We start from the raw sequence: 22,113 nt of genomic DNA on the forward strand, positions 1-22,113 counted from the left end.
GGACGGTCATGGTGTACCCGCGGCCGGTCGGCCCTCAAAGCCGGCCGGCCGCAACTCTTGTTCCCAGCAAGGGAGTTCACAGCGTGCCCGGAAGCATCGAGGTCCGCGGTCTGTCCCGGACCTTCCACACCACCGTCCGCCGCCCCGGCCTCGCCGGCACCCTGCGCTCCCTGGTCAACCCCGAGCGGGTCGCCAAGCACGCGGTCTCGGACATCACCTTCGACGTGGCGCCCGGTGAACTCCTCGCCCTGCTCGGCCCGAACGGCGCGGGCAAGTCCACCACCATCAAGATGCTCACCGGCATCCTCACGCCCACCTCCGGCGAGGCCCGGGTGGCGGGCGTGGTGCCGTACCAGGAACGCGAACGCAACGCCCGTAACATCGGCGCGGTCTTCGGCCAGCGCACCCAGCTGTGGTGGGACCTGCCGGTGCGGGAGTCGTTCTCGATCCTCCGGGACATCTACGAGGTGCCGAAGGCCGAACACGCGGCCCGGCTGGCGGAGTTCGACGCCATCCTGGAGCTGTCCACGTTCTGGGACACCCGGGTCCGCCATCTCTCCCTCGGCCAGCGGGTGCGCTGCGACCTGGCGGCCGCGCTGCTGCACGACCCGCCGGTGGTCTTCCTCGACGAGCCGACCATCGGCATGGACGTGGTGGTCAAGGAGCAGGTGCGGGAGTTCCTGCGCCACCAGGTCGAGGAGCGGGGCCGTACGGTCCTGCTGACCACCCATGACATGACCGAGGTGGAGCGGCTCGCCGAGCGGGTCGTCCTCATCAACCACGGCCGGCTCGTCCTGGACGGCAGCCTCGACGAGATCCGCCGCAAGTTCGGCTCGACCTGGCAGGTCAGGGCGACGTTCGCGGACGCGCACGCGGAGGTCGAGCCGCTGCCCGGGATCGCCGTACTGCGCAAGGACGGACCGCAGGTGGTCTTCGGGCCCGACGGCCCGGACGCCCCGACGGTGCACCAGGCGCTGAAGGCGGTCATCGAGCGGTACGAGGTGACGGGCGTCGCCATCGACGAGGCGGACCTCGAAGACGTGATGCGGGCCGCGTACGTGCACGCCGAGGCGGTCTGAGATGGCGGTTCTGCACGCCTGGCGCGCCGCGCGCGTCACCCCGCTCGGCGAGCTGCACGCGCCGCCCCGGATGACGGCGGTCCTGGTCCGCCTCGTCGTCCAGGTGATCCTGGTGGCGTCCCTGTGGCACGGCCTGTACGACCGCACCGGCACCACCGCGGGTCTCTCCGAGGGGCAGGCGGTGACGTACGCCGTCCTGGCCGTACTGGCTTCCCGGCTGCGGGAGTTGGACCAGTACGCGGGCCGGGACACCGTGCTCCAGCACATGCACTTCGGCACGATCGTGTACTGGTACCTGCGCCCGCTGCCCCCGCAGCGGTACCACGCCCTGCGGGCGCTCGGCGAGCAGGTGTACGGCTTCGCCTGGGCGCTCGGCGGCTACCTGGTCTGTCTGGCGGCGGGTGTGGTGGACCCGCCCAAGTCGGCCGCTGTGGCAGGGGTGTTCACGCTGAGCCTGCTCCTCGGCCAGGTGGTGCTGTACAACGTCATGCTGCTGCTGGACCAGTTGTGCTTCTGGACGGTCCGCAACAACGCGGCGATGCTGATCCTGATCTTCGCGCAGAACCTGCTGTCCGGGGTGTACGCGCCGCTGTGGTTCTTCCCGGACTGGTTCATCACGCTGAGCGGATTCCTGCCGTTCCAGGCGACGTTGAGCGTTCCGCTGTCGATCTACATCGGCCGTATCCCGCTGTCGGACGCCGGCGGGCAGCTGGCGATCCAGGCCGGCTGGGCCGTGGCGCTCACCCTGTTCACCCGTTTCCTGTGGCGGCGTGCCGCCCGCCGTGTCATCTCCCAGGGAGGCTGAGGCCGATGAACGCCGTCCGGATCGCGTGGCGCGTCACGCGGCTCAACTTCCGTGCTCAGCTGGAGTACCGGACCGAGTTCCTGCTGATGATCGCCATCGGGGCGATCTGGCAGGTGTCGGTGATCGTGTTCGCGACGGTGCTGCTGACCCGGTTCACGGGGATGGGCGGCTGGGACAGCTCGGAGGTGCTGCTGATCCCGGCGACGCGGATGCTCGCGCACGGTCTGTTCGTGCTCTTCCTGGGCCGGGTGCACGGCTCAGGCCGGCAGATCCAGGAGGGCCGGATCGACATCTACCTGACCCGCCCGATGCCGGTGCACCGCCAGCTCCAGCTGGAGTTCTTCCCCACGAACGCGATAGGCGACCTGACGGTCGCGGTCGGCCTGATGGCAGGCGCGCTGAGCCGCAGCCAGCTCGACTGGACACCGGGCCGGATCTCCTACCTCGTCGCGGCGGTCATCGGCGGCATGTTCCTGGAGGCGGCCCTCTTCACGGCGGTCGCCTCGGCGGGCCTGCGCTACCCGGCGGCCGACTACTGGAGCCGCTGGCTGGAGGAACTCCTCGGCACCTTCGGCAGCTACCCCCTGAACGTCCTCCCGAAGGCGGTCGGCGGCCTGCTGACCTACGGCCTCCCCCTCGCCTTCGTCGCCTACTTCCCGGCAGCGGTCCTGACCGGCCACGGCCACGACACGGGCGTCCCGTACTGGCTGGCGGCCCTGTCACCGCTGGTGGGGGTGGCGGCGTATCTGGGGTCGCGGGTGCTGTGGCGGTGGAGTCTTCGGCATTATGCGGGGATCGGCGGGTGACTCCCTCGACCCCACCCCAGAGCTCAAAGCGGCCTGGAAGTCGTCGAGGGAGTTCGTCCAACCCACGGTTGCCATATGCCGAGAGCGGACGGCTCTGACGATGTCCCGGTAGCACGACCGCGAGAGCGGGTCGTATCGGGTCAAGCGCTCAGCCGTCCGGTCTGATCGCCACGGTCAACCGGGCGGCCCTATTCGTGCCGGCGATGCCGACGAACGCGAGGAAGCAGTTGCCGGCTGCTCCTCCCCACGCCGCCCAGCCGGTTCCCACACCTTACGAACGCCACAATCTTCATACTGATCACACTCTGCGGCACGTATCCACAAGGTCGCATTGCAAGTTTTTACGAGTTTCAGAGGGCGCAAATCCGCTGCCGCCCAGCCGTTCGGCGCGCCTGCGAGCCGCACTCCTTCGTGAAGGCCGGGTGAGGGAATCGAGCACTTTCACGTCAACACCCGTACAGGAGTCCCCTCAGGCGTTTCCCGCGGGTGACGAACCCCGCTCAGGACTCGGTAGGGTGACGAAGATCCAGCGGGCGCCGGATCCGGGCCGGGCCGAGCCGAGCCGAGCCGATTTGAGATATGCCGGTGAAAATGCCGGTAAGGCAAGAGGGAATGAGTTCATGGGGGAGCAGTTCAAAACAGATCTGCAGCAGTTGGACACGTTCATCCGGACGCTTGAGGGATGCGTCCGAGAACTCAACGAGGCACGAACTGCCTTGGCTCACGTCCGTGCCGATCAGATCGGCACACCACGCCTGGACGAGTCCTGTGACGGATTCCAGGAGCGCTGGAAGTACGGGGCCGATCAGACCAAGAGGATGATTGACGCCATCAGCGAGGGCGTCAAGACCAACAAGGAAGCCTACGAAGCAGTGGAGGAAGCTCTGGACAGGGCTTTCAAGGACATCGGGAAGGCCTCCACAGGTGCCGAGACCAGGGGAGCCGCATAAGTGGCAACAAACCCGTACGTCGGCCTCGGATGGAATCCTGTTCCCGGAGTCCCAGGCGAAGTCCATGCACTGCAGCAGAAGGTGGCGGACGCGGCGACCTCGCTGCGCAACTGCCACAACCAGCTGCAGAGACTGAGCGGGGAAAGCAGCTACTGGCAGGGGGATGCGGCAAAGAACTTCCGCGAAGCGCTCGACGGAGACCTCGCCGTCTACGTCAAGAACGCCGCGCGCTCCCTGGAAAAGGCGGCAGCCCAGCTCAAAACGTGGGACGAAGATCTGTCCTCCCACCGGGAATTGGCGCGTAAGTACGACGACGAGGCCAGTGAAAGAAAGACCGCCGCCGAAAAGGCCAGGGGGCGCTACAGCCAGGCAAAGGACCACCCTGATCTCAAACTGGCGAACCAGCAGTTCCCCACCCAGGCGGAGGCCGATGCGGCAGAGCAGCGGCTTCGAGCCGCCGAGAGCAGCCTCGATGCGGCGACGAGTGCACTCAACAGTGCCAACGAGGCATACAACGATGTCATCCGCAAGGCGGAAGCGCTGGAACACTCGCACTCGGACAGAGCGGACCTGATCGCCAAGTCACTCGACGAAGCCACCGACAAGCTGGCTCCTCGGGAACCGGGCTGGCTGAGCAAAGCCGTCAGCGGGATCTGGGATGCGATCAAGGCTGTCGGGCAATTCCTCTACGATCACGCGGGCACCATTGGCGCCATCGCCGGCCTGCTGGCACTCATCCCTGGGCCCTGGTCTCCCGTGTTCGCGGGGATCGCGCTGGTAGCGAGCGCGGTCTCGATGACCCACAACCTCGCCGACCCCGAATTCAGATCCGCCCTGTGGGGCGACAAGTTCGGATGGAACATGGACACCTTTTCGGCCTATGGATCGCTTGCCGGCGACACTCTCGGAATGGTCCCGGGAGTCGGGGCGCTGGGCAAGGCAGGGAAAGAGGTGGCCGAAGCCGCCAGGATGGCCGAAGGCTTTGGTGAGACTGTCACCACCGGCGCGAAGGTGACCGAATTCGCCAAGGACATCGTCCCCGCCTTCTCACGAAGCCACACGGAAGACCTTGCTGCGACCGTGGCTGACGCCGCGGCAGGCGGCGCGGCCAAGGTGAAGCGGATCGCCGACTTCGGAATGAACTCCGTCAACGTGACCGCGAACCTGGCCTCTTCTGCGGAGACCTTCGGCTGGCTGCCCGATGACGGCACCGGACACAACGCGGCGGAGACCACCAAGGCTGCCGCAACTTTGCATGGGCTCGCCGGACTGGCGGGGTTCGCATGACAATGGTGGAAGCAGAGCCGAGGCCCTCCTTCTGGTACGGGATGCCACGCGGCTATCTGCAACTGGACCTGAACCCCTCATCGGAGCGAATCGAGTTGCTGGCACAGCAGGTCCTGGGCCTCCCTGCCGAACTGCGGAAGAAAGCCGACCAGGTCTTTCGGTTTTATTCCGGGGCGCTCACTCTTCTGAGTCAACAGAACGTGCATGGATGCGCTCTGGGGTTGCACCCCGACGGCAGCGGCGGAGTTCTGTCCTCCGTCCTCACGGTGTCGAGCATTTCGGCGTCCGGTCTCGATCCGAAACTCGTCGTCGCCACACTGGTGAAAACTTCGGGCGAGACGCCAGGAGGTCACACGCAACCGCTTGAACTGCCATGCGGTACAGGCTCTTTCTTCGAAGAACAGCGCACCACGACAGCTCCGGGCCGTTCCGGGGAGGAAAGCGACGATTTGCCGGAAGGCACCGTCTGGCAGGGGACGGTCGCCGTGGCGGCCGTGTCTTCCTCGGAGATCGTTGTGATGCAGCTGGTCACATCCGGGGTTGACTACGCTGACGACTACCGCAATGTGCTGTTCGGGGTTGCGTCCACTCTGACGTTCACCGACCCGTCGCCTATGGAGACGCGGGCAGCAGAGGGTGGTTCTGTCGCCGCAGCCAGGAGTCCCTTCGGATGATCCGTGGCCGTGGTTGAGCTGGAAGGAAAGAAGATGTCGGACACTCTCGGTGCCACGAGCCCACCTGGAGTCGCGGAGGTGGGCCGCCTGCTGAAGCGCAACTACCTCCTCCTGATCCAAGGCGTTGTCCTTCGCCTCGTCGTCTTCGGGGCGCTGTGCGCGGCGCCGGTGGTCCTGTCGAAGACGGGTACCTGGGACTCGCCGGTGCTCTCGGTGCTGAGTGTGGCGGGAGTCATGGGGTTCGTCCTGATGACCTACAGATTTCCCTTCGCCCTTCTGTCACTCGGCAGGTGCAGGCGGGTGTTGAGGGAATACCCCCTCGAATTCCGCTCCGGCATGTCGAAGAAGAGTGAAAGCCGGACGAAGTACGGCACGGTTTTCACAGTGCGGGTCAAGGCAGAGGAGCGGGGAAGGTCGCCGCTCCTGCGGGCCGCGGACGCTCTGGAACGCCACCGCTGGCCAAAGGGTGCTGAAGACGGCGTGTGGTTCGCGGGGGATCTGCCGTTCGGAGGCGTGGTCGTCGTGCCCGGCAGCGGCACTCTCCTGGTGGTGCGGCCGGAGGACTGGGACAAGTTCGCAGCAGAACGGGAGCAGGCCGGGCCCGACCGGATCGAGCGGGCCCGGCGAACCCGTCTCGCGAAGCGGGTGAGGTAGGGATACCGGGGGGCTAGGCCCCGTTGCGGGCTGTGCCCGACTACAAGTGGTACGCCATTCCTTTTTCAGGCCCGGCGGATCGGCGTGAACAGGGCGGCTGTCGCCACGAGCGCGCAGCAGGCGCCCGCCGTCAGGGCCACCGGGGTGGTGCCCTGGTGTTCCGCCGCCCAGGTGAGGAGGGCCGCGCCGAGGGGGGGCCGCGGCGTAGTGGAGGGTCCAGAAGGCCGAGGTGACGCGGCCCAGGAGGGGTTCGGGGGTGATCTCCTGGCGCAGGGACATGGAGCAGGTGCCCGCCATGCCGCCGCCGGCGAGGAAGAGTGCGCTCAGGGCCGCGACGACCGGGACCTGCCCGGTCCAGCCGATACCGGCGACGGCGAGCCCGCACAGGGCGACGGAGCCGGTCCAGACCGCGCCGAAGCCGAACCAGCGGCGTAGCCGGGCCACCAGCAGCGCCCCTGTGATGGTGCCGAGCGCGCCGACGGCCATGACGGTGCCGACCGTGCTGTCGTCGTGGCCGAGGTCGTGCTTGAGGCGGTAGATCAGCAGGTCGTTGAGGCCGAGGGTGAGGAAGCTGAACACGAACAGCAGCACGGTGAGCGAGCGCAGCACGGGCTGCTTTCGCAGGAAGGCCGCTCCGGTGCGCAGGTCCCGCCACAGCCCGGTACGTTCGGCCGGGCCGGCCGGGCGGGCACGGAACCGCACGAAGACCGTGCAGAGCGCCGACACCCCGAAGCTCACCGCGTCGACGCCGACTGCTGTGGCGGGCCCGGTCCAGGCCGCCACGGCACCCGCGCACACCGGCCCCAGCACCCCGGCCGCGGCGGCCGTCGCGTTCAACCGGCCGTTCGCCTCGGTGAGTTGACCGGTACCGACCAGGCTCCGTACGACGGTGACGTACCCGACGGCGAACAGCATCCCGACCGCCTCGCACACCGGCAGCACCCCGTACAGCAGCCACACCTGCGGACCGAGGAGCCACACCACCGGGATCACCCCGTACAGCACCATCCGCACGAGGTCGCACCCGACGAGCAGCCGACGCCGGTCGACCCGGTCCACCACCACGCCCGCGAACACGGCCGCGACGACGGCGGCCGCCCCGCCCACCGCGGTCAACAGCCCCATCCGGGCGACGGATCCGGTCGCCTCCAGCACCAGCAGGGGCAGCGCGATCAGGGCGAAGGAGTCACCGAGGACGGACAGGGTCTGGGCGGCCCAGAAGACGACGAAGTCACGCTGCCGCCACAGGGGCCGCACCGGCGGAATCATGCGCCGGTCCGTCCCTCCACCCCGCTGCGCCTCGTACGCCACGACCCTCCCCCGGTTGTCCGCCGGTCACCCTACGAGCGAGCGCGTGGCCCCGCACCTCATATTCAGGCCGCGTGGGCGCCCTCCTCTCCGTGAGCGGTGTCGGCGGTCCGCTCCGCCGCAGGCCCGTCGTCCAGGTCGGCCAGGCGACGGATGCCCGGCACGGGCGACGGCAGCAACCACAGGACCGACAGGACCCCGCCCACGGCGACCACGACGAACGTGGTCCGCAGGCCGACGGTCGTGGCCAGTACTCCTCCCACGACCGCGCCGAGGGGGCGTATGCCGTAGTTGACGGTGCTGTAGGCGCCCACGACCCGGCTGCGCAGGGCGTCCGGAGTGACAGCGGCCTGAAGGGAGTTGAGGGGCACGTCGAACCACATCACTCCCAGTCCCACCAGGAACTGTGCCGCCCCCAGGAGCAGGGCACCGGCCCACGCCGGTCCGCCCGCGACGGCAGCCAGCGCGAAGGGGGCGGGGAAAAGTACGGCCCCGACGGCGACGCACCGCCCCACACCGATCCGGCGGGACAGCCACGGCGCGGTGAGGGCCCCGAGGAGGGAACCGGTCGCTCCGATGCCCAGCGTCAACCCGATGGCTCCCGGGGAGAGTCGGAGTTCACGGTCGGCGAAGAGCACGACCATGCCGGTGCCGGCCAGGAACGTGAAGAAGTTGATCGTGGTCGTGCAGCCCAGCCCCGCCCGCAGCACCGGTTGCCGCAGGACGAAGAGGAGACCCTCACGGGCATCCCGCAGGAGAGCGAGCCCGGTTGTCCCTGAACGGGCCGCGGGCGCGGGCTCGTCGACCGGGGCCCGTCCCAGCAGCAGTGCGGACACCACGAAGGAGAGCGCGTCGGCGAGAACGGCGACCGGTGCGCTCAGCGCCTGCACGAGGCCGCCGCCGACCGCGGGTCCGGCCACGAAGGAGGCCGAACGGGCCGCGCTGAAGCTGCTGTTGGCGGCGACGTACGACGAACGCGGCACGATCCGCGCGAACAGCGGCTGCCAGGCACACCCTGCCACCACCCCCGCCAGGCCGCCGAGCAGCACCACGGCGTACAGCTGTCCGAGCGTGATGTGCCCCCAGATGTGGGCGACGGGCAGTGACAGCAGCACGACAGCCCGCACGAGATCCATCAGCACCAGCAGGCGCCGCTTCCGCGCCCGCCCGTCGACCCAGGCGCCCAGCACCAGTGCCAGCAGGTTCGGAGCCCACGCGAGCGCGGTCAGCACGGCCACCTGCCCGGCCGAGGCGTCCAGGACGGTGACAGCGACGAGCGGCACCGCCACCTCGGAGACCCGGTCGCCGAACTGCGACACAGCGCTACTGGCCCAGTAGCGCACGAAACGCCCGTCCCGCCAGAGGGATGTCACGCGTCACCGGCTTCCGCCGACTCGGGGAGCGTGTACCGCAGCAGTCGTACGCCCCGGCTGTCCTCGGGGCGCTCGTCCCGCATGACGTAGGGGGCGATGACGGCCTCGATGGCGTCCTCGATGGCGGCGAGTTCCTCCGCGGTGACCACGACACGGGTGTTGGCGAGGCGGGAGATCCGCCGCCAGGCCGGTTCGAGGGCTGGTTCCGTCTCGGTGGCCCAGCGCTCGGGCAGTTCGGCGGCCCGGGCGAACATCTCCGAGGCCAGTGCCCGCGCGGCGGAGGTGCCGTCCTCGTCTTCGGGCATCTCGAACCGGAACCCCCGCGCCACCGCCTCCCAACGCCTCTCCCGCCGGTCCGTACCGCTCTCGGCCGCGTCCCGCACGAGCCCGAACCCCGCCAGGTGCCGCAGATGCCAGCTGGTCACGGAGGGCGTGGCACCGACGTGCGGCGACAACTGCGAGGCGGTGGCGGGGCCGTGGCGCTGGAGCCGCTCCAGGATCGCGAGCCGCACGGGATGCGCCAGCGCCCGCATGGCCTTCGGGTCGGTGATCTCTATGTCACCCAGTCGGTTACCGGAATCCACGATGTGAGAGTGTCCTCTCAGAAAGTGTGAGAGTCAACTCTCATGATTGAGCGGGAGGTTGCTGCCGAGCGAGAGCGGAACCCCACCAGTCCATCGAAGCGAAAATCGCTAGCCAAAAACCTAGGCCCCCTAGGTAACCTGCCCCCATGAGCCCCCGCGCAGGTCTGACCCCCGAACGTCTCACCGTGGCCGCTGCCGATCTCGCCGACGAGGTCGGGTTCGAGAACGTCACGCTTGCCGGGCTGGCCAAGCGGTTCGGGGTGAAGGACGCGAGCCTGTACTCGCACGTCAGGAACCTTCAGGACCTGCGCGTCCGGGTCGCCCTGCTGGCCGGCGGCGAGATGATCGACCGGATCGCTCTCGCCGTGGCCGGGCGGGCCGGCAAGGACGCGCTGGCCGCCTTCGCCGGGGCCTATCGCGCGTACGCGCTCGAACGGCCGGGGCGGTACGCGGCCACCCAGATCCGTATCGACCAGTCGCTGATCGCCGGCACCCCCGCCCTGCGCCGCACCGCCGAGATCACCTACGGCATGCTCCGCGCCTACGGCCTGTCCGAACCCGATCTCACCGATGCCGTACGCCTGTTGCGCGCCACCTTCCACGGCTACTGCGCCCTGGAGTCCACCGGCGGCTTCGGCGCGCCCCGTGACGTACGGGCGTCCTGGGACAAGGCCGTCGACGCCCTGCACATCGCACTCGAGAACTGGCCCCAGGAGGAGACCACCGATGACTGACCTGTACTACGACACCACCGGCGACGGCCCGACGCTGCTCATCATCCCCGGTGGCGCGGGCCACCCCATGGGGCTCGACGCGATGACCGACGTGCTCTCGCCGCACTTCACGGTCGTCGTCCTCGACCCCCTGGGCCTCGCCCACGGGCGGCTCGGTGAACCCGCCGCCGACCAGCGGGTCCAGGACTGGAGCGACCGTGCGCGGCGGGTGCTGGACGCGACGCTGCCGGAGGGTGAGTCGGCGTATGTCTTCGGTACCAGTGCGGGTGCGATCGTCGCGCTCGACCTCCTCGCCCGGCATCCGGAGCGACTGCGGCACGTCGTCGTCCATGAGCCGCCGTGCGTCGGGGTGTTGCCGGACGGGGCGCGGCAGCAGGCCCGGTTCGGGGAGATCTGTGACGTCTACCGCGCCAAGGGGCTCGCGGCGGCCGGCGCCCTGATGACCGCCGTACTGGAGGACCGGGAGGTGGCCGGGGAGCTTCCGGAGGGACAACCACTCTCGCGAGAAGAGGAGTTGCTGAATCCCATGGCGCTCTCCCTCGCGCATGTCCTGCGGCCCTTCACAGCCTACGCACCCGAGACCGGGCCTGCTCCGGTCCGCCTCACCGTCGGCGCCGGCATCGACTCCCGTGGACAACTCCTCCACCGCACTGCCGAGTTCCTCGCGAAGGACCGGCAGGCCGACCTCGTCGAGTTCCCCGGAGGCCACCTCGGCATCCTCCAGCATCCGGCGGACTTCGCGGAACGCCTCACGCGGACGCTGCTCGGGGCGGGTGCCCGCTCCCGCTGACGGACGGCTCCCCGGCGACCTCGGTACGGGGCGCCCCACGACCTCAAGTCCGGCCCGGCCCAGCAGTTCCGTCAGTTCGCCGTTCCCACCCACCAACCCCACACTGCCCGAGCGACTCAGTCGACGGGGATGACGCCGACCCCGGAGCCGTCCAGTCGAACCCGCAGCTCGGGGCCCTCGCTCCACGCCACGGTCAACTCCCCCTCCTCCAGGGCCCGTACAGTCACCGACTCCCCCAACGGCACCGCGTCGGCCTCGCCGGTGAGGCGGGCCAGTGCGACGAACAGGGTGTCGCCGTCGCCCGTCGCGCCGGTCAGTTCGCCGTCCAAGGCAACGGCGGGGAGGAGTTCGGTGCGGACCCCGTCCCCGGGGGCCCAGCCCGTGACGCGTACCGGGGTGCCGGGGGCGGCGCCGGTCACGAGGAAGGCGCGTACCTCCGCGGATCCCCGCGCGAGCACCACGCTGGTGACCCGCGCGCCTCCGGCCGCCGTGTGCCGCGAGGCCGCCCAGTCCTCGCCGACCCCCAGCGGCTCGATCTCCGTACGGCTCGGATCGCCGTCCAGGATCAGGCTGTTGTCGTACGACGGTACGGGCGTCGTCACCGTGGAGTACGCGAGGCGGGTGTAGTACGGGTCGTAACGGACGTCCTCGCTGCCGTGGTTGTGGAGGCGGACGACGCCGTCCGAAACGGTCGACTGGAGAAGCCAGTTGGGGGCGGCGAGCGACGTGAGCGTGTCGGCGCGCTCCGACAGGGCCGGTTCCTCCACCGCGGTCCACACCTCGTGGTCGGCCGGGAGGAGCAGGCCGAGGAAGCCCTTGCTGGCCCAGTAAGGGGACGCCGGGCCCGAATAGCCCTGGAGGACCGCCGGGTCGGGGCCGTGCCAGCCGAGGGTGAGGAGGCCGTGGGAGTCCACCGCGCCCCGGTCCAGGAAGTACTTGAGGGCGCCGGAGGCCAGCCGCCGGGTCTCGCCCGGGGGCAGCGGCGTGTGGTCCGTCAGGGCGCCCAGCCACAGCGGGGCCGTGGTCGCGAAGCGGTACGTCAGGGAGCGGCCCTGATGCATCGGGGCGCCGTCGGCGCCGAACAGCCGGGCGTAGTCCTGGAGATGGCGGGACAGACGGCCGCCGTAGAGGTCCAGCAGGCGTTCGTCCCGCGCGAGCCAGGCGTGCAGCACCGGGTAGAGGTGCATGGCCCAGCCGTTGTAGTAGTCGAACTTGCGGCCGTCGCCGTCGGTGTACCAGCCGTCGCCCACGTACCACTGCTCGATCCGCGTCAGGCCCCGGTCGACGGCCTTGCGGCACGCCTCGGGCTCGTAGCCGACCGACTCCAGGAAACCGGCGACGGTGACGGGGAACAGCTCCCAGTTGCAGGGCCAGGCCTCGGCGGTCAGTGCGTCTCCGAGCCAGGCCGCGGCCCGCTGCCGTACGCCGTCGTCGAGGCGGTCCCAGAGGGACTCCCGGGTCAGTCGCAGCGCGAACGCGATCGACGCCGCCTCCACCAGCGGCTGGCGGCGGTCCTCGACGCGGGGCCAGACGCCCGAGACCCCGGCCGCGAGACCCTCGGCGTACTGCTGGAGGGTGGTGCCGTCCGGGCGGAGGGCCGCCAGCAGGAACGTACGGGCGTAGCCCTCCAGGCCGTCGGAGAGGCGGCCCGTCCAGCTCTGGCGGTCGCCCGGGAAGTGGTAGAGGGCGCGGTCCTCGGTGGCGTACGGCTCCACGGCCGCGAGCAGCGAGTCGGCCGCGGCCTCCCAGTGGGCGCGCGTGTAGCCGGTGTACGGGCTGAGGGTGCGGTCCTCGGGAGGCAGCTGCATCGATTCTTCCTTCTCGGCGGCCCGGGGGCTCTTCGTTCGGCCCGGGCGGCTCTTTCTTCTCAGCGGCCCGGGGGCTCTTCGTTCGGCCGGGGTGGCTCTTTCTTCTCAGCGGCCCTAAGGGCTCTTCCTGCTCGACGGTCCAGGGGCTCCTGCTTCTCGACGCCCCGGTGGGCTCCTGCTTCTCGACGCCCCGGTGGGCTCTTCCGCTCGACGGCCCGGAGGGCTGGGCCGCGCGGTCGGAGAGCGGCTCAAGCGGCCGAGCCACGCGGCGAGTCGGTCGCTCGCGAGCAAAGACCTCTCGCATGCGAAGACCTCTCGCGGGCAAAGACCTGGGGCGCCCCGGTTCCGGTCGGGACGCCCCAGGCGTCTATCCCACCCGCACGGCCCCCTCGGGCACCAGCCCCTGTGCGAGCAGTTCGTCGCGGACCAGGCCCGCGTACACGGTGGCGCCGTGCACGGAGGTGTGGGTGTTGTCCCTCTTCTCGTTGTACAGGTAGATCGCCTTGGAGCCCTCCACTCCCAAGGACTCCACCAGCGTCTTCGTCCTCGCCGTCAGGTCGATCAGCGGGACGCCCTCGGCCGCGGCCACCGAGCGGATCACCGCGGGATGGTCCACCCCGAGGCCGTTGACCAGCAGGGCCGTCCCGTTGTTCAGTGTGCCGTCCGAGTTGAACCAGCGTCGCACGACGGGCGTCACGAGGACAGGGTTCCCGCCTTTCTCCCTCACACCCGCGACCAATGTCTCCAGGTTCGCCCGGTACGTCGTCCCGTCCGTGGTCTTGTCGTTGTGAGCCAGCTGGATCAGGACGAGGTCGCCGCGGCGGATCAGCGGCTGGACCGTGGCCCACAGGCGCGGCTCGGCGAGGTACGTCACCGTGCTCTCGCCGGAGTCGGCGTAGTTGGCCACGGAGACGCCCTTGCGCAGGTACTGGGGCAGCTGCTGGCCCCAGCCGGAATACGGGTCGCCGGGCTGGTCGCAGACCGTGGAGTCGCCGACCAGGAAGATCTGGCGGGCGTGCCGGGCGGGGGTGACGCGGATGTCGGCGAGGGCGGGGGCGGTGCCACCGAGTGTCAGGTCGAGGCCGGGGGTGCCGTCGGGGCCGGTCGGCTCGCCCTCCGGGGTGCGGACGTTCACGGTGAAGCTGCGGGCGGTCCGTTCGCCGGCGGCGACGGCGGTCTCCGGCAGCAGGGAACGCCGGGTCTCGCCGCTGACGCTCGTGCTCGACTCGGCGTCGCCGCCGAGGAGGACCTTCACGTCGTACGTGCCGGGCGGGACGTCGAAGTGGCAGGCGTTCCCCGCGCAGTTGTCGATCCCGAGGGCTCGGCCCGGATGGGCCTGGGCCGGATGGCCCGGATGGGCCTGGGCCGGATGGCCCGGATGGGCCTGGGCCTGATGGGCCTGGGCCTGATGGGCCTGGGACGGATGGGCCTGGGCTGGATGGGCCTGGGCCGGTACGGCGGTCAGGCCCGCGCTCAGCGTGAGCGCTGCCAGCACGGCGAGATTGAAACGTCTCATTCGAGGCTCCCCAGATGGGTGACATGGCCTGGCGGCTGGACCGTACCCGCTCCCGGAAGCGCTTTCTAGCCCTTGACCCGATTTCACAAGATTGCCAACCTCCGGCGCGCGAAAGCCCTTTCGCGAAATCGATTCAACTGTCACCCTGCGAGACACCCGCACCTCCCCCGCACGTCTCGAAGGAGGCACCCCCATGTCCGAACCCACCGTGAACAGAGCGGTCGGACGCCGTACCTTCGTCCTCGGCACCGCGGCCGCCGCCGGCACCGCCGCCCTCGCCGGGCCGCTCGCCCAGGCCGCGTCCGCAGCGAGTTTCGGCTACCGCGACGACGGCTCGAACTACGTCGTCGACACCGGCGCGAGCCTCGTCTTCAAGGTCAGCAAGACCAACGGCGACCTGACCTCGCTGGTCTACAAGGGCACCGAGTACCAGGGCTACGGCGGCAAGAACTCGCACATCGAGTCGGGACTCGGCACGTCGACGGTCACCGTCAAGCAGTCCGGGTCGACGATCCTGATCTCGGTCGCGTACGGCACGCTGCGGCACTACTACGCGGCCCGCAGCGGCGAGAACAACGTCTACCTGTGGACCAACCGGGCCGACACCTCGGTCGCCTCGACCCGCTTCATCCTGCGCGTGAAGGCCGGCCTGTTCCTCAACGACCAGCCCGATTCCTACACTTACGCGCCCACCACCATCGAGGCCTCGGACGTGTTCGCCAAGTCCGACGGCCAGACCCGCTCCAAGCACTACTCGAAGCTGCGGGTCGTCGACTACGACTACATCGGCTGGAGCGCGGGCGGCGTCGGCCTGTGGATCGTGCGCTCCAACCACGAGAAGGCGTCCGGCGGCCCCTTCTACCGCTCGCTGCTGCGCCACCAGAGCGCGGACGGCGGTGGCCTGTACGAGATCCTGCACTACGCCCAGAACCAGACCGAGGACGAGCGCTTCGGCCTCCAGGGCCCGTACGTCATCGCCCTCACGGACGGCGGCGCGCCCTCCTCGTCCCTCTTCCCCGGCGCCCTCACCACCCCGTGGGCGGACTCGCTCGGCATCTCCGGATACGTCGCCTCGGGCGGCCGGGGCCGGGTCGCCGGCGTCGGCATCACGGGCCGGAACACCGCGTACCCGTACACCGTCGGGCTCGCCAACGCGGCGGCCCAGTACTGGGGTTCGGCCCGCTCGTCGGACGGATACTTCTCCATCGCCGGCGTCCTCCCGGGGACGTACACGCTGACCGTCTTCAAGAGCGAACTCGCCGTCCACACCACGTCGGTGACGGTGACCGCCGGTGGTACGACCACCCTCAACTCGATCGCGATCCCCTCCTCGAACGACCCGAGCAACGCGAGCGCGATCTGGCGGATCAACGACTGGACGGGCACTCCGAGCGGCTTCAAGAACGCCGACCTGATGACGTACGCCCATCCCTCCGACGTCCGCGCCGCCGCGTGGACCGGCAATGTGGTGATCGGCAGCGGCAGCGAGACCTCCGCCTTCCCCTGCTACCTCTGGAAGGACGTCAACAGCGGTCTGCTGGTGTACTTCAAGCTGACCGCCGCGCAGGCCGCCGCCGCGCACACCCTGCGGATCGGGGTGACGACGGCCTACGCCAACGGGCGGCCGCAGGTCGTCGTCAACGACACCTGGACGTCGGCGATCCCCTCCCCGCCCACCCAGCCGAGCACCCGGTCACTGACCAACGGGTCCTACCGGGGCAACAACCACACGTTCACCTACAGCGTGCCGACCAGTGCCTGGCGCACGGACACCGGCCAGTACAACACACTGAAGATCAACATCGTGAGCGGTTCGGGGACGACCGCGTATCTGAGCGCGGGCACGTCGATCGACGCCCTGGATCTACTGACCTGACGTCAGGTGCCGCGCGTCCACTGCTGGTTGGTCCCTCCGTTGCACGTGTACGTGATGATCGCGGCGGAGTTGGCGGTGGACGCGCCGTTCACGTCCAGGCACTCGCCGGTGGCGCGGGCCTTGATGTTCACGTAGGAGCCCGAGGTGACCACCGACCACTGCTGGGTCGTGGCACTCGACGAGCAGTTCTCCTGGGTCACATTGGTGGCGTTCTCCTGGAGGCACAGCGAGCTGCCGCGGCCGACCAGCTGGTAGTAGCCGGTGCCGAGGTTCTTGAACCACCACTTCTGGTTGCCGCCGCCGTTGCAGGTGTACTGGCTGATCGCGACGCCCTGCCACAGCGACTGGTCGGCCACGTCCGCGCACTTGCCGCTGTGCCGGGCGACGAGCGTGTTGTACGTGGCGCTGGTCCCGCCGATCGTCCCGGCGGCCGTGTCGACCGTGACCTCGGGATACCAGGACATGGACATCGTGGTGGAGGTCGGGAAGGTGAGCGGCAGCCACACGTACCGGGAGTCGTTGACGGTGCCGCCGAAGGAGTTGCCCCAGCGGTCGCCCATGTAGAGGTAGGAGGTGCCCGAAGTGCCCTGCACCGGAAGGACGTACGCGGTCTGGGAGTTGTAGGTCGTGGAGTCGCCGACGTTCGCCATCGAGGTCCACGGCCCGGAGAGGGAGGTCGCGGTGGCGTACTGCTGCTGGTTGGCGCTCCAGCCGGTCGCGCCGGAGGTCAGCATGAAGTAGACGTTGCCCCGTTTGAAGAGGGCCGGGGCCTCGCGGTGGCCGCCCGGCCAGGGGTTGGCGACGAGACTCGCGATGCCGGTGTAGTCGGCCGTGAGCCGGTAGATGTGCAGGTCGTAGTTCTCGTTGGCGGCGGAGACCATGTAGGCGGTGCCGTCGGTGTCGACGAACGTCGTGATGTCGCGGGACATGTACTGGCCGAGCGGGCGGAAGCTGCCCTGGTAGGTGTAGGTGCCGTCGACGGTGTCGGAGACGGCGACGGCCGCGCGGGCCTCGCTGTAGTCGGTGCCGTTCTCCTTGTGCATCCACATCACGAACTTGCCGGTGGTCGCGTTGTAGACGACCTTGGGCCGCTCGATGTAGGCGGTGCCCAGCTCGGCCGCGGACGACTGGGTGAGGACGTGGTTCCTGAACTCCCAGTTCTTCAGGTCGGTGGAGCGGTAGGCGTCCACGTACCGGAAGGTGTTGTCCGCGTTGCGGTCCTCACCGAACCAGTAGTAGTACGAGCCGACCTTGATGACCCCGCCGCCGTGCGCGTGCAGGGCGTTGCCCGAAGTGTCCGTGAACTGCACGCCGTTGGGGATCGTCAGCGGGGCGGCCTGGGCCGGTCCTGCCATCGCCAGGGCGCCGGCCAAAGCCAGACAGAGGGTGAGCAGTACCGCGTGAACACGTCTCATGACGCGACCTCCGTGTCCGTGGCGGTGTCCGCCACCGGTATGCCGAAGTCCGGGGTGCCGTCCGCGTGCCAGCCGAGCTTCTGGACGCGGGTGTGGCGGTTGGGGTCGTTCAGCGGGTCGCCGACGATCTCCTTGTACTGGCGGGCGTGGTAGACGAGCACGTCGCTGCGGCCGTCCTCGGCGACGGTGAAGCAGTTGTGGCCGGGGCCGTACTGCTTGGTGGTGTCGTTGCTGGTGAACACGGGGGTGGGTGACTTGGACCAGCTCGCCGGGTTCATGAGGTCGGCGTTCGCGTCGGCGGTGAGCAGGCCCATGCAGTAGTGCCAGTCGGTGGCGCTGGCCGAGTAGGACATGAAGAGGCGGCCGTGGCGGGCGATGACCGAGGGACCCTCGTTGACCTTGTAGCCGACGCACTCCCAGTCGTACTCCGGTGTGGAGAGCCGTATCTGAGGACCCGTCAGCGTCCAGGGGTTCGCCATCCGCGACAGGAAGAGGGCGGTGTTGTTGTCCATGCCGGGCTCGTGCTGGGCCCAGGCGAGGTAGCGGGTGCCGCGGTGGGTGAAGGTGGTGGCATCCAGGGAGAACGTCTCCCAGGCGGTCCTGACCTGCCCCTTCTCCTCCCAAGTCCCCTTGAAGGGATTCGGGTTGGCGTTCTCCAGCACCCAGATGCGGATGTCCCAGATGCTCTCGGCGGGCGCGGAGGCGAAGTAGACGTACCACTTGCCGCCGATGCGGTGGAGCTCCGGCGCCCAGATGTGGGCGCCCATGACACCGGTCGGGTGCTTGGTCCAGATGACGGCCTCGGCGGCGGTCGCGAGGCCGTTCAGGGTGCGGGAGCGGCGCAGGACGATGCGGTCGTACTCGGGGACGGTGGCCGTGAAGTAGTAGAAGCCGTCGGAGTGACGGTGGATGAACGGGTCCGCGCGGTTGCGGACGAGGGGGTTCACGAAGGGCGCGGCCTTCTTCTGCTGCGGGACGGCCGAGGCGACGGTGGGGGTCGCCGCGAGGGCGCCCGCGGCCAGGGCGCCCTTCAGCAGCAGTCGTCGGTCGGGGACATCGTGGGCGCGGCTCATGCGCACTGCCTCTCGGGGAGGGGGACCTGAGAGCGATGTTCGATATTGAGAACATCTGTTGTGAATGCGAACAGCCGAAAGGTACGGCTGGGGAAGGTGGCGGTCAACGGGTTGGACGCGATGGGAGAAGGCGCTTTCTGCGCACCAGGTCCTGTGCACCGAGTTTTGTGCGCCAGCTTTTGTGCGCCAGGTTTTTGTTATCCGTCCGGCCGTCGCACGTCTCCACCTCTGTGCACAGCCAAACCCACAAGACAGCAGCGACCGTGGGCGCCCTCGTCGCCCTCCTGGCCTCGGCTCCCCCGGCCCGGGCCGCCGGCCCCCGGGACGTCACCGCCGACGTGCTCGCGGACCGGGACGTCACACTGACCGGCGACACCGTCGTCACCGTCCCGGCCGGGACGACGACGTACGACGGGGTGTTCCGCGGCGAGGGCACCCTCACCGTGCGCGGCACCGGAACCCTGGTCCTCACCAAGGACAGCGACTTCACGCTGCCCTCCACCCGCCAGCGGGTGCGGATCCTGGGCGGCAACCATCCCCGCGTCACCACGACCGCCGCCGACCCGCCCGCCGTCACGGTCGCGCGCGGGGCGACCCTTCAGTACGGCGACGGCGGCACCACCGGCCTGATCGGCCACTTCCCCTACGGCACCCCGGCGTTCCGGCTCAACCAGGACAACATCCGGGTCGACGGCACCCTGCGGCTGTCCCTGAGGAGCGCCTACAACCTGGGCACGGTCAGCGGCTCAGGCCTGATCACCCAGCCGCGCTTCCTCTGGGGCACCTGGGACCTGACGTCCGGCCCCTTCGCCGGAGTCATCGACAACGGCACCCAGACCAACGCCGGCCGGCCCGAGTACGCGACCTCGCTGCCGAACGTCCGCAAGGTGCTCAACCAGGGCACCTGGACGGTGGACACGCCGCTGGGCGAGACCGTCACCCAGCGGATGGACTTCTACCAGCGCGAGTACGGCAGCGACATCAACGTCCAGTCCCGGCCGGGCAGCAAGGTGATCCTCACCGGCCAGTACAGCTGGGCGAACCAGGGCGGCGACATGAACCCGTCCCTCAGCGACCCGGCCCTGAACTGGACGCCCGCCCACAAGAACGTCAACAAGCGCGGCACCAACATCAAGGGCGCGAACGTCCAGTGGGGCGACGGCACGACGAACAGGATCTTCATGCCGGGCACCGCGAAGACGGTCTACATCAACCTCCTCGCGGCGCGCTCCCGTTCCCTGCTGACCTTCGACTACAACGGCCCGGTGACCCTGGGTGCCCCCATCGGCGGCGGCCGCTTCCACGACACCCTGTCCACGCCCGGCGCTGGTGACATCGTCATCAAGGGGACGAAGGGCAACGACGTCACCTTCGCCGCGGTCCAGTTCTACGACGGCGCCACGACCGTGGAGAAGGGTGCCGTGCTCCGTCTGGGCAGCGGCCAACCCGGCGGCGACGGTGGGCTCTACACCGGGGGCGGCCACTACCGGGTCGTGAACGACGGCTCGCTCGTCCTCGACAACACGCGCACGTCCCTGACCCTGCCCAGGATCAGCGGCACCGGGTCCCTCACGCAGGCGGGCCGGGCGACGACGACTCTGACCGGCGGTTCGGTCACGTACACCGGAGAGACCAGGGTCGAGCGCGGCACGCTGGCCCTGCGGGGCGGGGCGACTCTGGCCCACAGCAGGGGCATCCGGCTCACCTCGACGGCGGCCCGGCTGGACGCGGGGGCTGCGGGCCTGCGCGTGGTGTCCTCGCTGTCCGGCAAGGGCACGGTGGCGGGTGCCGTCGTCAACGACGGTGTCGTGGCCGGGGGGTTGAGCGTCGCCGGGGACTACACCCAGAGCACCAAGGGCGAACTGGTCCTGGGAGCACGCCCTTTGAAGGTGTCGGGGGCGGTACGGCTGGCCGGTGACCTCGACCTGGCGGCGGCCGGCACGCGACCGGCGCGGACCGTCACCGTCCTGGACCACCAGGGCGGTGCGCGGACCATGGGCGCCTTCAAGGGCCTCAAGGAGGGCACCCGGCTCCAGCTCGCCGACACCACCTACCGGATCACCTACCGGGGCGGCGACGGCAACGACGTCGTCCTCACGACCGACACGGCGAGCGCGGCCGCACGTGTCCGCTCCGTAGGCACACCGACGGCCCGGGCCGCGGCACCCCGTCCGACGGACGCGGCCGAGGGTCTCGGCTGGTGGCCGTACGTTCTCGCGCTCGGCCTCCTGGGGGGCCTGGCGGTCACCCCGGCCCTGGGGATGTGGGGGCGGCGAGGTGGGGGCGGCCGGCATGCGTCGGGTCGGTGAGCCAGGGGGGTGGGTTCTGGTGGTTGCGGAACGCCGTCCGTCCCGGTGTTCGGGTGCCGGACGGGCGCGGAGGTCCGCCGTCCGTTCGGTTAGCGTCGAAGGATGACCAGCGACATCCCGGAAGTCCCCGACGCATTCGCCCGCCCCTTCACCGAGGCTCTCGCGGCCGGTCCGGTCGTGCTCGACGGCGGCATGTCCAACCAGCTGGAGTCCGCAGGGCACGACCTCAGCGACGAACTGTGGTCGGCGCGGCTGCTCGCGGAGCGGCCCGAGGCGATCACCGAGGCGCACCTCGCGTACTACGAGGCGGGCGCGGACGTGGCGATCACGTCCAGCTACCAGGCGACCTTCGAGGGGTTCGCCCAGCGCGGGATCGGGCGTGAGCGGGCGGCGGAACTGCTCGCCTTGAGCGTCGGGCTGGCACGCGAGGCGACGCGGCAGGCGGTGGCGAAGGGTGTCCGGCGGCCGCTGTACGTGGCGGCATCGGTCGGGCCCTACGGCGCGATGCTCGCGGACGGTTCGGAGTACCGGGGCCGGTACGGGCTGAGCGTGGCCGAGCTGGAGGCCTTCCACCGGCCCCGCCTGGAGGTGCTGGCGGCGGCCGGGCCCGACGTGCTGGCGCTGGAGACCGTCCCGGACGCCGACGAGGCGCGGGCGCTGCTGCGGGCGGTCCGTGGGCTCGGGGTCCCGGCCTGGCTCTCCTACTCAGTCGCGGGCGACGGCACCCGGGCCGGTCAGCCGCTGGAGGAGGCGTTCGCGCTCGCCGCCGACGTGGACGAGGTCGTCGCGGTCGGCGTCAACTGCTGCCTCCCGGAGGATGTGGCGCCGGCGGTGGAGACCGCCGCACGGGTCACCGGCAAGCCGGTCGTCGTCTACCCCAACAGCGGGGAGTCGTGGAACGCGGACACCCGCGCGTGGGAGGGCAGTTCGAGCTTCGCGCCGGAGCAGGTACGGGGCTGGCGGGACTCGGGTGCCCGCCTGATCGGAGGCTGCTGCCGGGTCGGACCGGGGACGATCGCGGGGATCGCGGGGGCACTCGCAGCCGGGTGAACCGGCGGGCCTGGCAAGGATC

18 protein-coding genes and 1 pseudogene are annotated in these 22,113 nt (G+C 69.8%); 12 read left to right on the top strand and 7 right to left on the bottom strand.

From position 1 onward, the window contains the following. The first annotated feature begins 83 nt into the window (after positions 1-83). From AQJ54_RS16640 to AQJ54_RS16670, 7 genes are all read left to right on the top strand, one after another. Entirely contained in the window at positions 84-1,079 is a 996-nt protein-coding gene (locus tag AQJ54_RS16640) for an ABC transporter ATP-binding protein (protein WP_030313534.1), read from the top strand. A gap of 1 nt (position 1,080) precedes the next feature. Next, positions 1,081-1,884: an ABC transporter permease gene (locus AQJ54_RS16645; protein ID WP_062238121.1), complete on the top strand. Its 804-nt coding sequence runs from the start codon at positions 1,081-1,083 to the stop codon at positions 1,882-1,884. Positions 1,885-1,889: 5 nt separating this feature from the next. Continuing rightward, entirely contained in the window at positions 1,890-2,690 is an 801-nt protein-coding gene (locus AQJ54_RS16650) for an ABC transporter permease (protein WP_062238122.1), read from the top strand. A 515-nt stretch (positions 2,691-3,205) separates the two neighbouring features. After that, positions 3,206-3,640 (top strand): DUF6317 family protein, encoded by a 435-nt coding sequence (locus AQJ54_RS16655; protein ID WP_248845367.1) that lies wholly within the window; start codon positions 3,206-3,208, stop codon positions 3,638-3,640. Further along, positions 3,641-4,927: a putative T7SS-secreted protein gene (locus tag AQJ54_RS16660; RefSeq protein WP_062238127.1), complete on the top strand. Its 1,287-nt coding sequence runs from the start codon at positions 3,641-3,643 to the stop codon at positions 4,925-4,927. It begins immediately after the preceding gene. After that, positions 4,924-5,601, top strand: coding sequence for a hypothetical protein (locus AQJ54_RS16665; protein WP_062238129.1), 678 nt, complete (start codon positions 4,924-4,926; stop codon positions 5,599-5,601). The genes AQJ54_RS16660 and AQJ54_RS16665 overlap by 4 nt, the downstream gene beginning before the upstream one ends. Before the next feature lie 9 nt (positions 5,602-5,610). After that, a complete protein-coding gene (locus tag AQJ54_RS16670) occupies positions 5,611-6,255 on the top strand; it encodes a hypothetical protein (protein ID WP_159055526.1) in 645 nt (214 codons plus the stop codon). A 65-nt stretch (positions 6,256-6,320) separates the two neighbouring features. On the opposite strand, the pseudogene AQJ54_RS16675 reads toward AQJ54_RS16670, so the two are convergent. The 3 genes and pseudogenes from AQJ54_RS16675 to AQJ54_RS16685 form a co-directional block, all read right to left on the bottom strand. Then, positions 6,321-7,524: pseudogene (locus AQJ54_RS16675) on the bottom strand (MFS transporter). 104 nt (positions 7,525-7,628) lie between these two features. After that, complete coding sequence (locus tag AQJ54_RS16680; RefSeq protein WP_062238132.1) at positions 7,629-8,936, bottom strand: MFS transporter; 1,308 nt, start codon at positions 8,934-8,936, stop codon at positions 7,629-7,631. After that, positions 8,933-9,520, bottom strand: coding sequence for a helix-turn-helix domain-containing protein (locus tag AQJ54_RS16685; RefSeq protein WP_062238134.1), 588 nt, complete (start codon positions 9,518-9,520; stop codon positions 8,933-8,935). Before AQJ54_RS16685 ends, AQJ54_RS16680 begins: the two co-directional genes overlap by 4 nt. A 146-nt stretch (positions 9,521-9,666) precedes the next feature. Here AQJ54_RS16685 and AQJ54_RS16690 point away from each other — a divergent pair, with 146 nt between their 5' ends. Both AQJ54_RS16690 and AQJ54_RS16695 read left to right on the top strand, forming a co-directional pair. Then, positions 9,667-10,254, top strand: coding sequence for a TetR/AcrR family transcriptional regulator (locus AQJ54_RS16690; protein ID WP_062238136.1), 588 nt, complete (start codon positions 9,667-9,669; stop codon positions 10,252-10,254). After that, positions 10,247-11,044 (top strand): alpha/beta fold hydrolase, encoded by a 798-nt coding sequence (locus tag AQJ54_RS16695; protein WP_062238138.1) that lies wholly within the window; start codon positions 10,247-10,249, stop codon positions 11,042-11,044. Before AQJ54_RS16690 ends, AQJ54_RS16695 begins: the two co-directional genes overlap by 8 nt. A 116-nt stretch (positions 11,045-11,160) precedes the next feature. On the opposite strand, the gene AQJ54_RS16700 is transcribed toward AQJ54_RS16695, so the two are convergent. Next, on the bottom strand, positions 11,161-12,852 hold the full coding sequence (locus AQJ54_RS16700) for a DUF2264 domain-containing protein (RefSeq protein WP_062238140.1): 1,692 nt from the start codon (positions 12,850-12,852) through the stop codon (positions 11,161-11,163). Positions 12,853-13,219: 367 nt separating this feature from the next. Then, the gene (locus AQJ54_RS16705) at positions 13,220-14,368 is read right to left on the bottom strand and encodes a rhamnogalacturonan acetylesterase (RefSeq protein ID WP_062238142.1); all 1,149 of its coding nucleotides are present in this window, start codon (positions 14,366-14,368) and stop codon (positions 13,220-13,222) included. A gap of 193 nt (positions 14,369-14,561) precedes the next feature. Between AQJ54_RS16705 and AQJ54_RS16710 the strand changes: the two genes are divergently transcribed. Next, positions 14,562-16,244 (top strand): rhamnogalacturonan lyase B N-terminal domain-containing protein, encoded by a 1,683-nt coding sequence (locus AQJ54_RS16710; RefSeq protein ID WP_062238144.1) that lies wholly within the window; start codon positions 14,562-14,564, stop codon positions 16,242-16,244. A gap of 2 nt (positions 16,245-16,246) precedes the next feature. Here the strand turns inward: AQJ54_RS16710 and AQJ54_RS16715 are convergent, their stop codons facing one another. Next, the gene (locus AQJ54_RS16715; protein WP_062238146.1) at positions 16,247-17,659 is read right to left on the bottom strand and encodes an RICIN domain-containing protein; all 1,413 of its coding nucleotides are present in this window, start codon (positions 17,657-17,659) and stop codon (positions 16,247-16,249) included. Beyond that, entirely contained in the window at positions 17,656-18,732 is a 1,077-nt protein-coding gene (locus AQJ54_RS16720; RefSeq protein ID WP_062238148.1) for a glycoside hydrolase family 43 protein, read from the bottom strand. The genes AQJ54_RS16715 and AQJ54_RS16720 overlap by 4 nt, the downstream gene beginning before the upstream one ends. A 230-nt stretch (positions 18,733-18,962) precedes the next feature. Between AQJ54_RS16720 and AQJ54_RS16725 the strand changes: the two genes are divergently transcribed. Together AQJ54_RS16725 and mmuM are read left to right on the top strand one after the other, a co-directional pair. Then, a complete protein-coding gene (locus AQJ54_RS16725) occupies positions 18,963-21,041 on the top strand; it encodes an autotransporter (protein ID WP_062238150.1) in 2,079 nt (692 codons plus the stop codon). 102 nt (positions 21,042-21,143) lie between these two features. Then, positions 21,144-22,091, top strand: coding sequence for a homocysteine S-methyltransferase (gene mmuM / locus AQJ54_RS16730; RefSeq protein WP_062238152.1), 948 nt, complete (start codon positions 21,144-21,146; stop codon positions 22,089-22,091). Positions 22,092-22,113: the final 22 nt, after the last annotated feature.

It is taken from the genome of Streptomyces griseorubiginosus (genome assembly GCF_001514195.1).
GTDB lineage: Bacteria > Actinomycetota > Actinomycetes > Streptomycetales > Streptomycetaceae > Streptomyces > Streptomyces griseorubiginosus.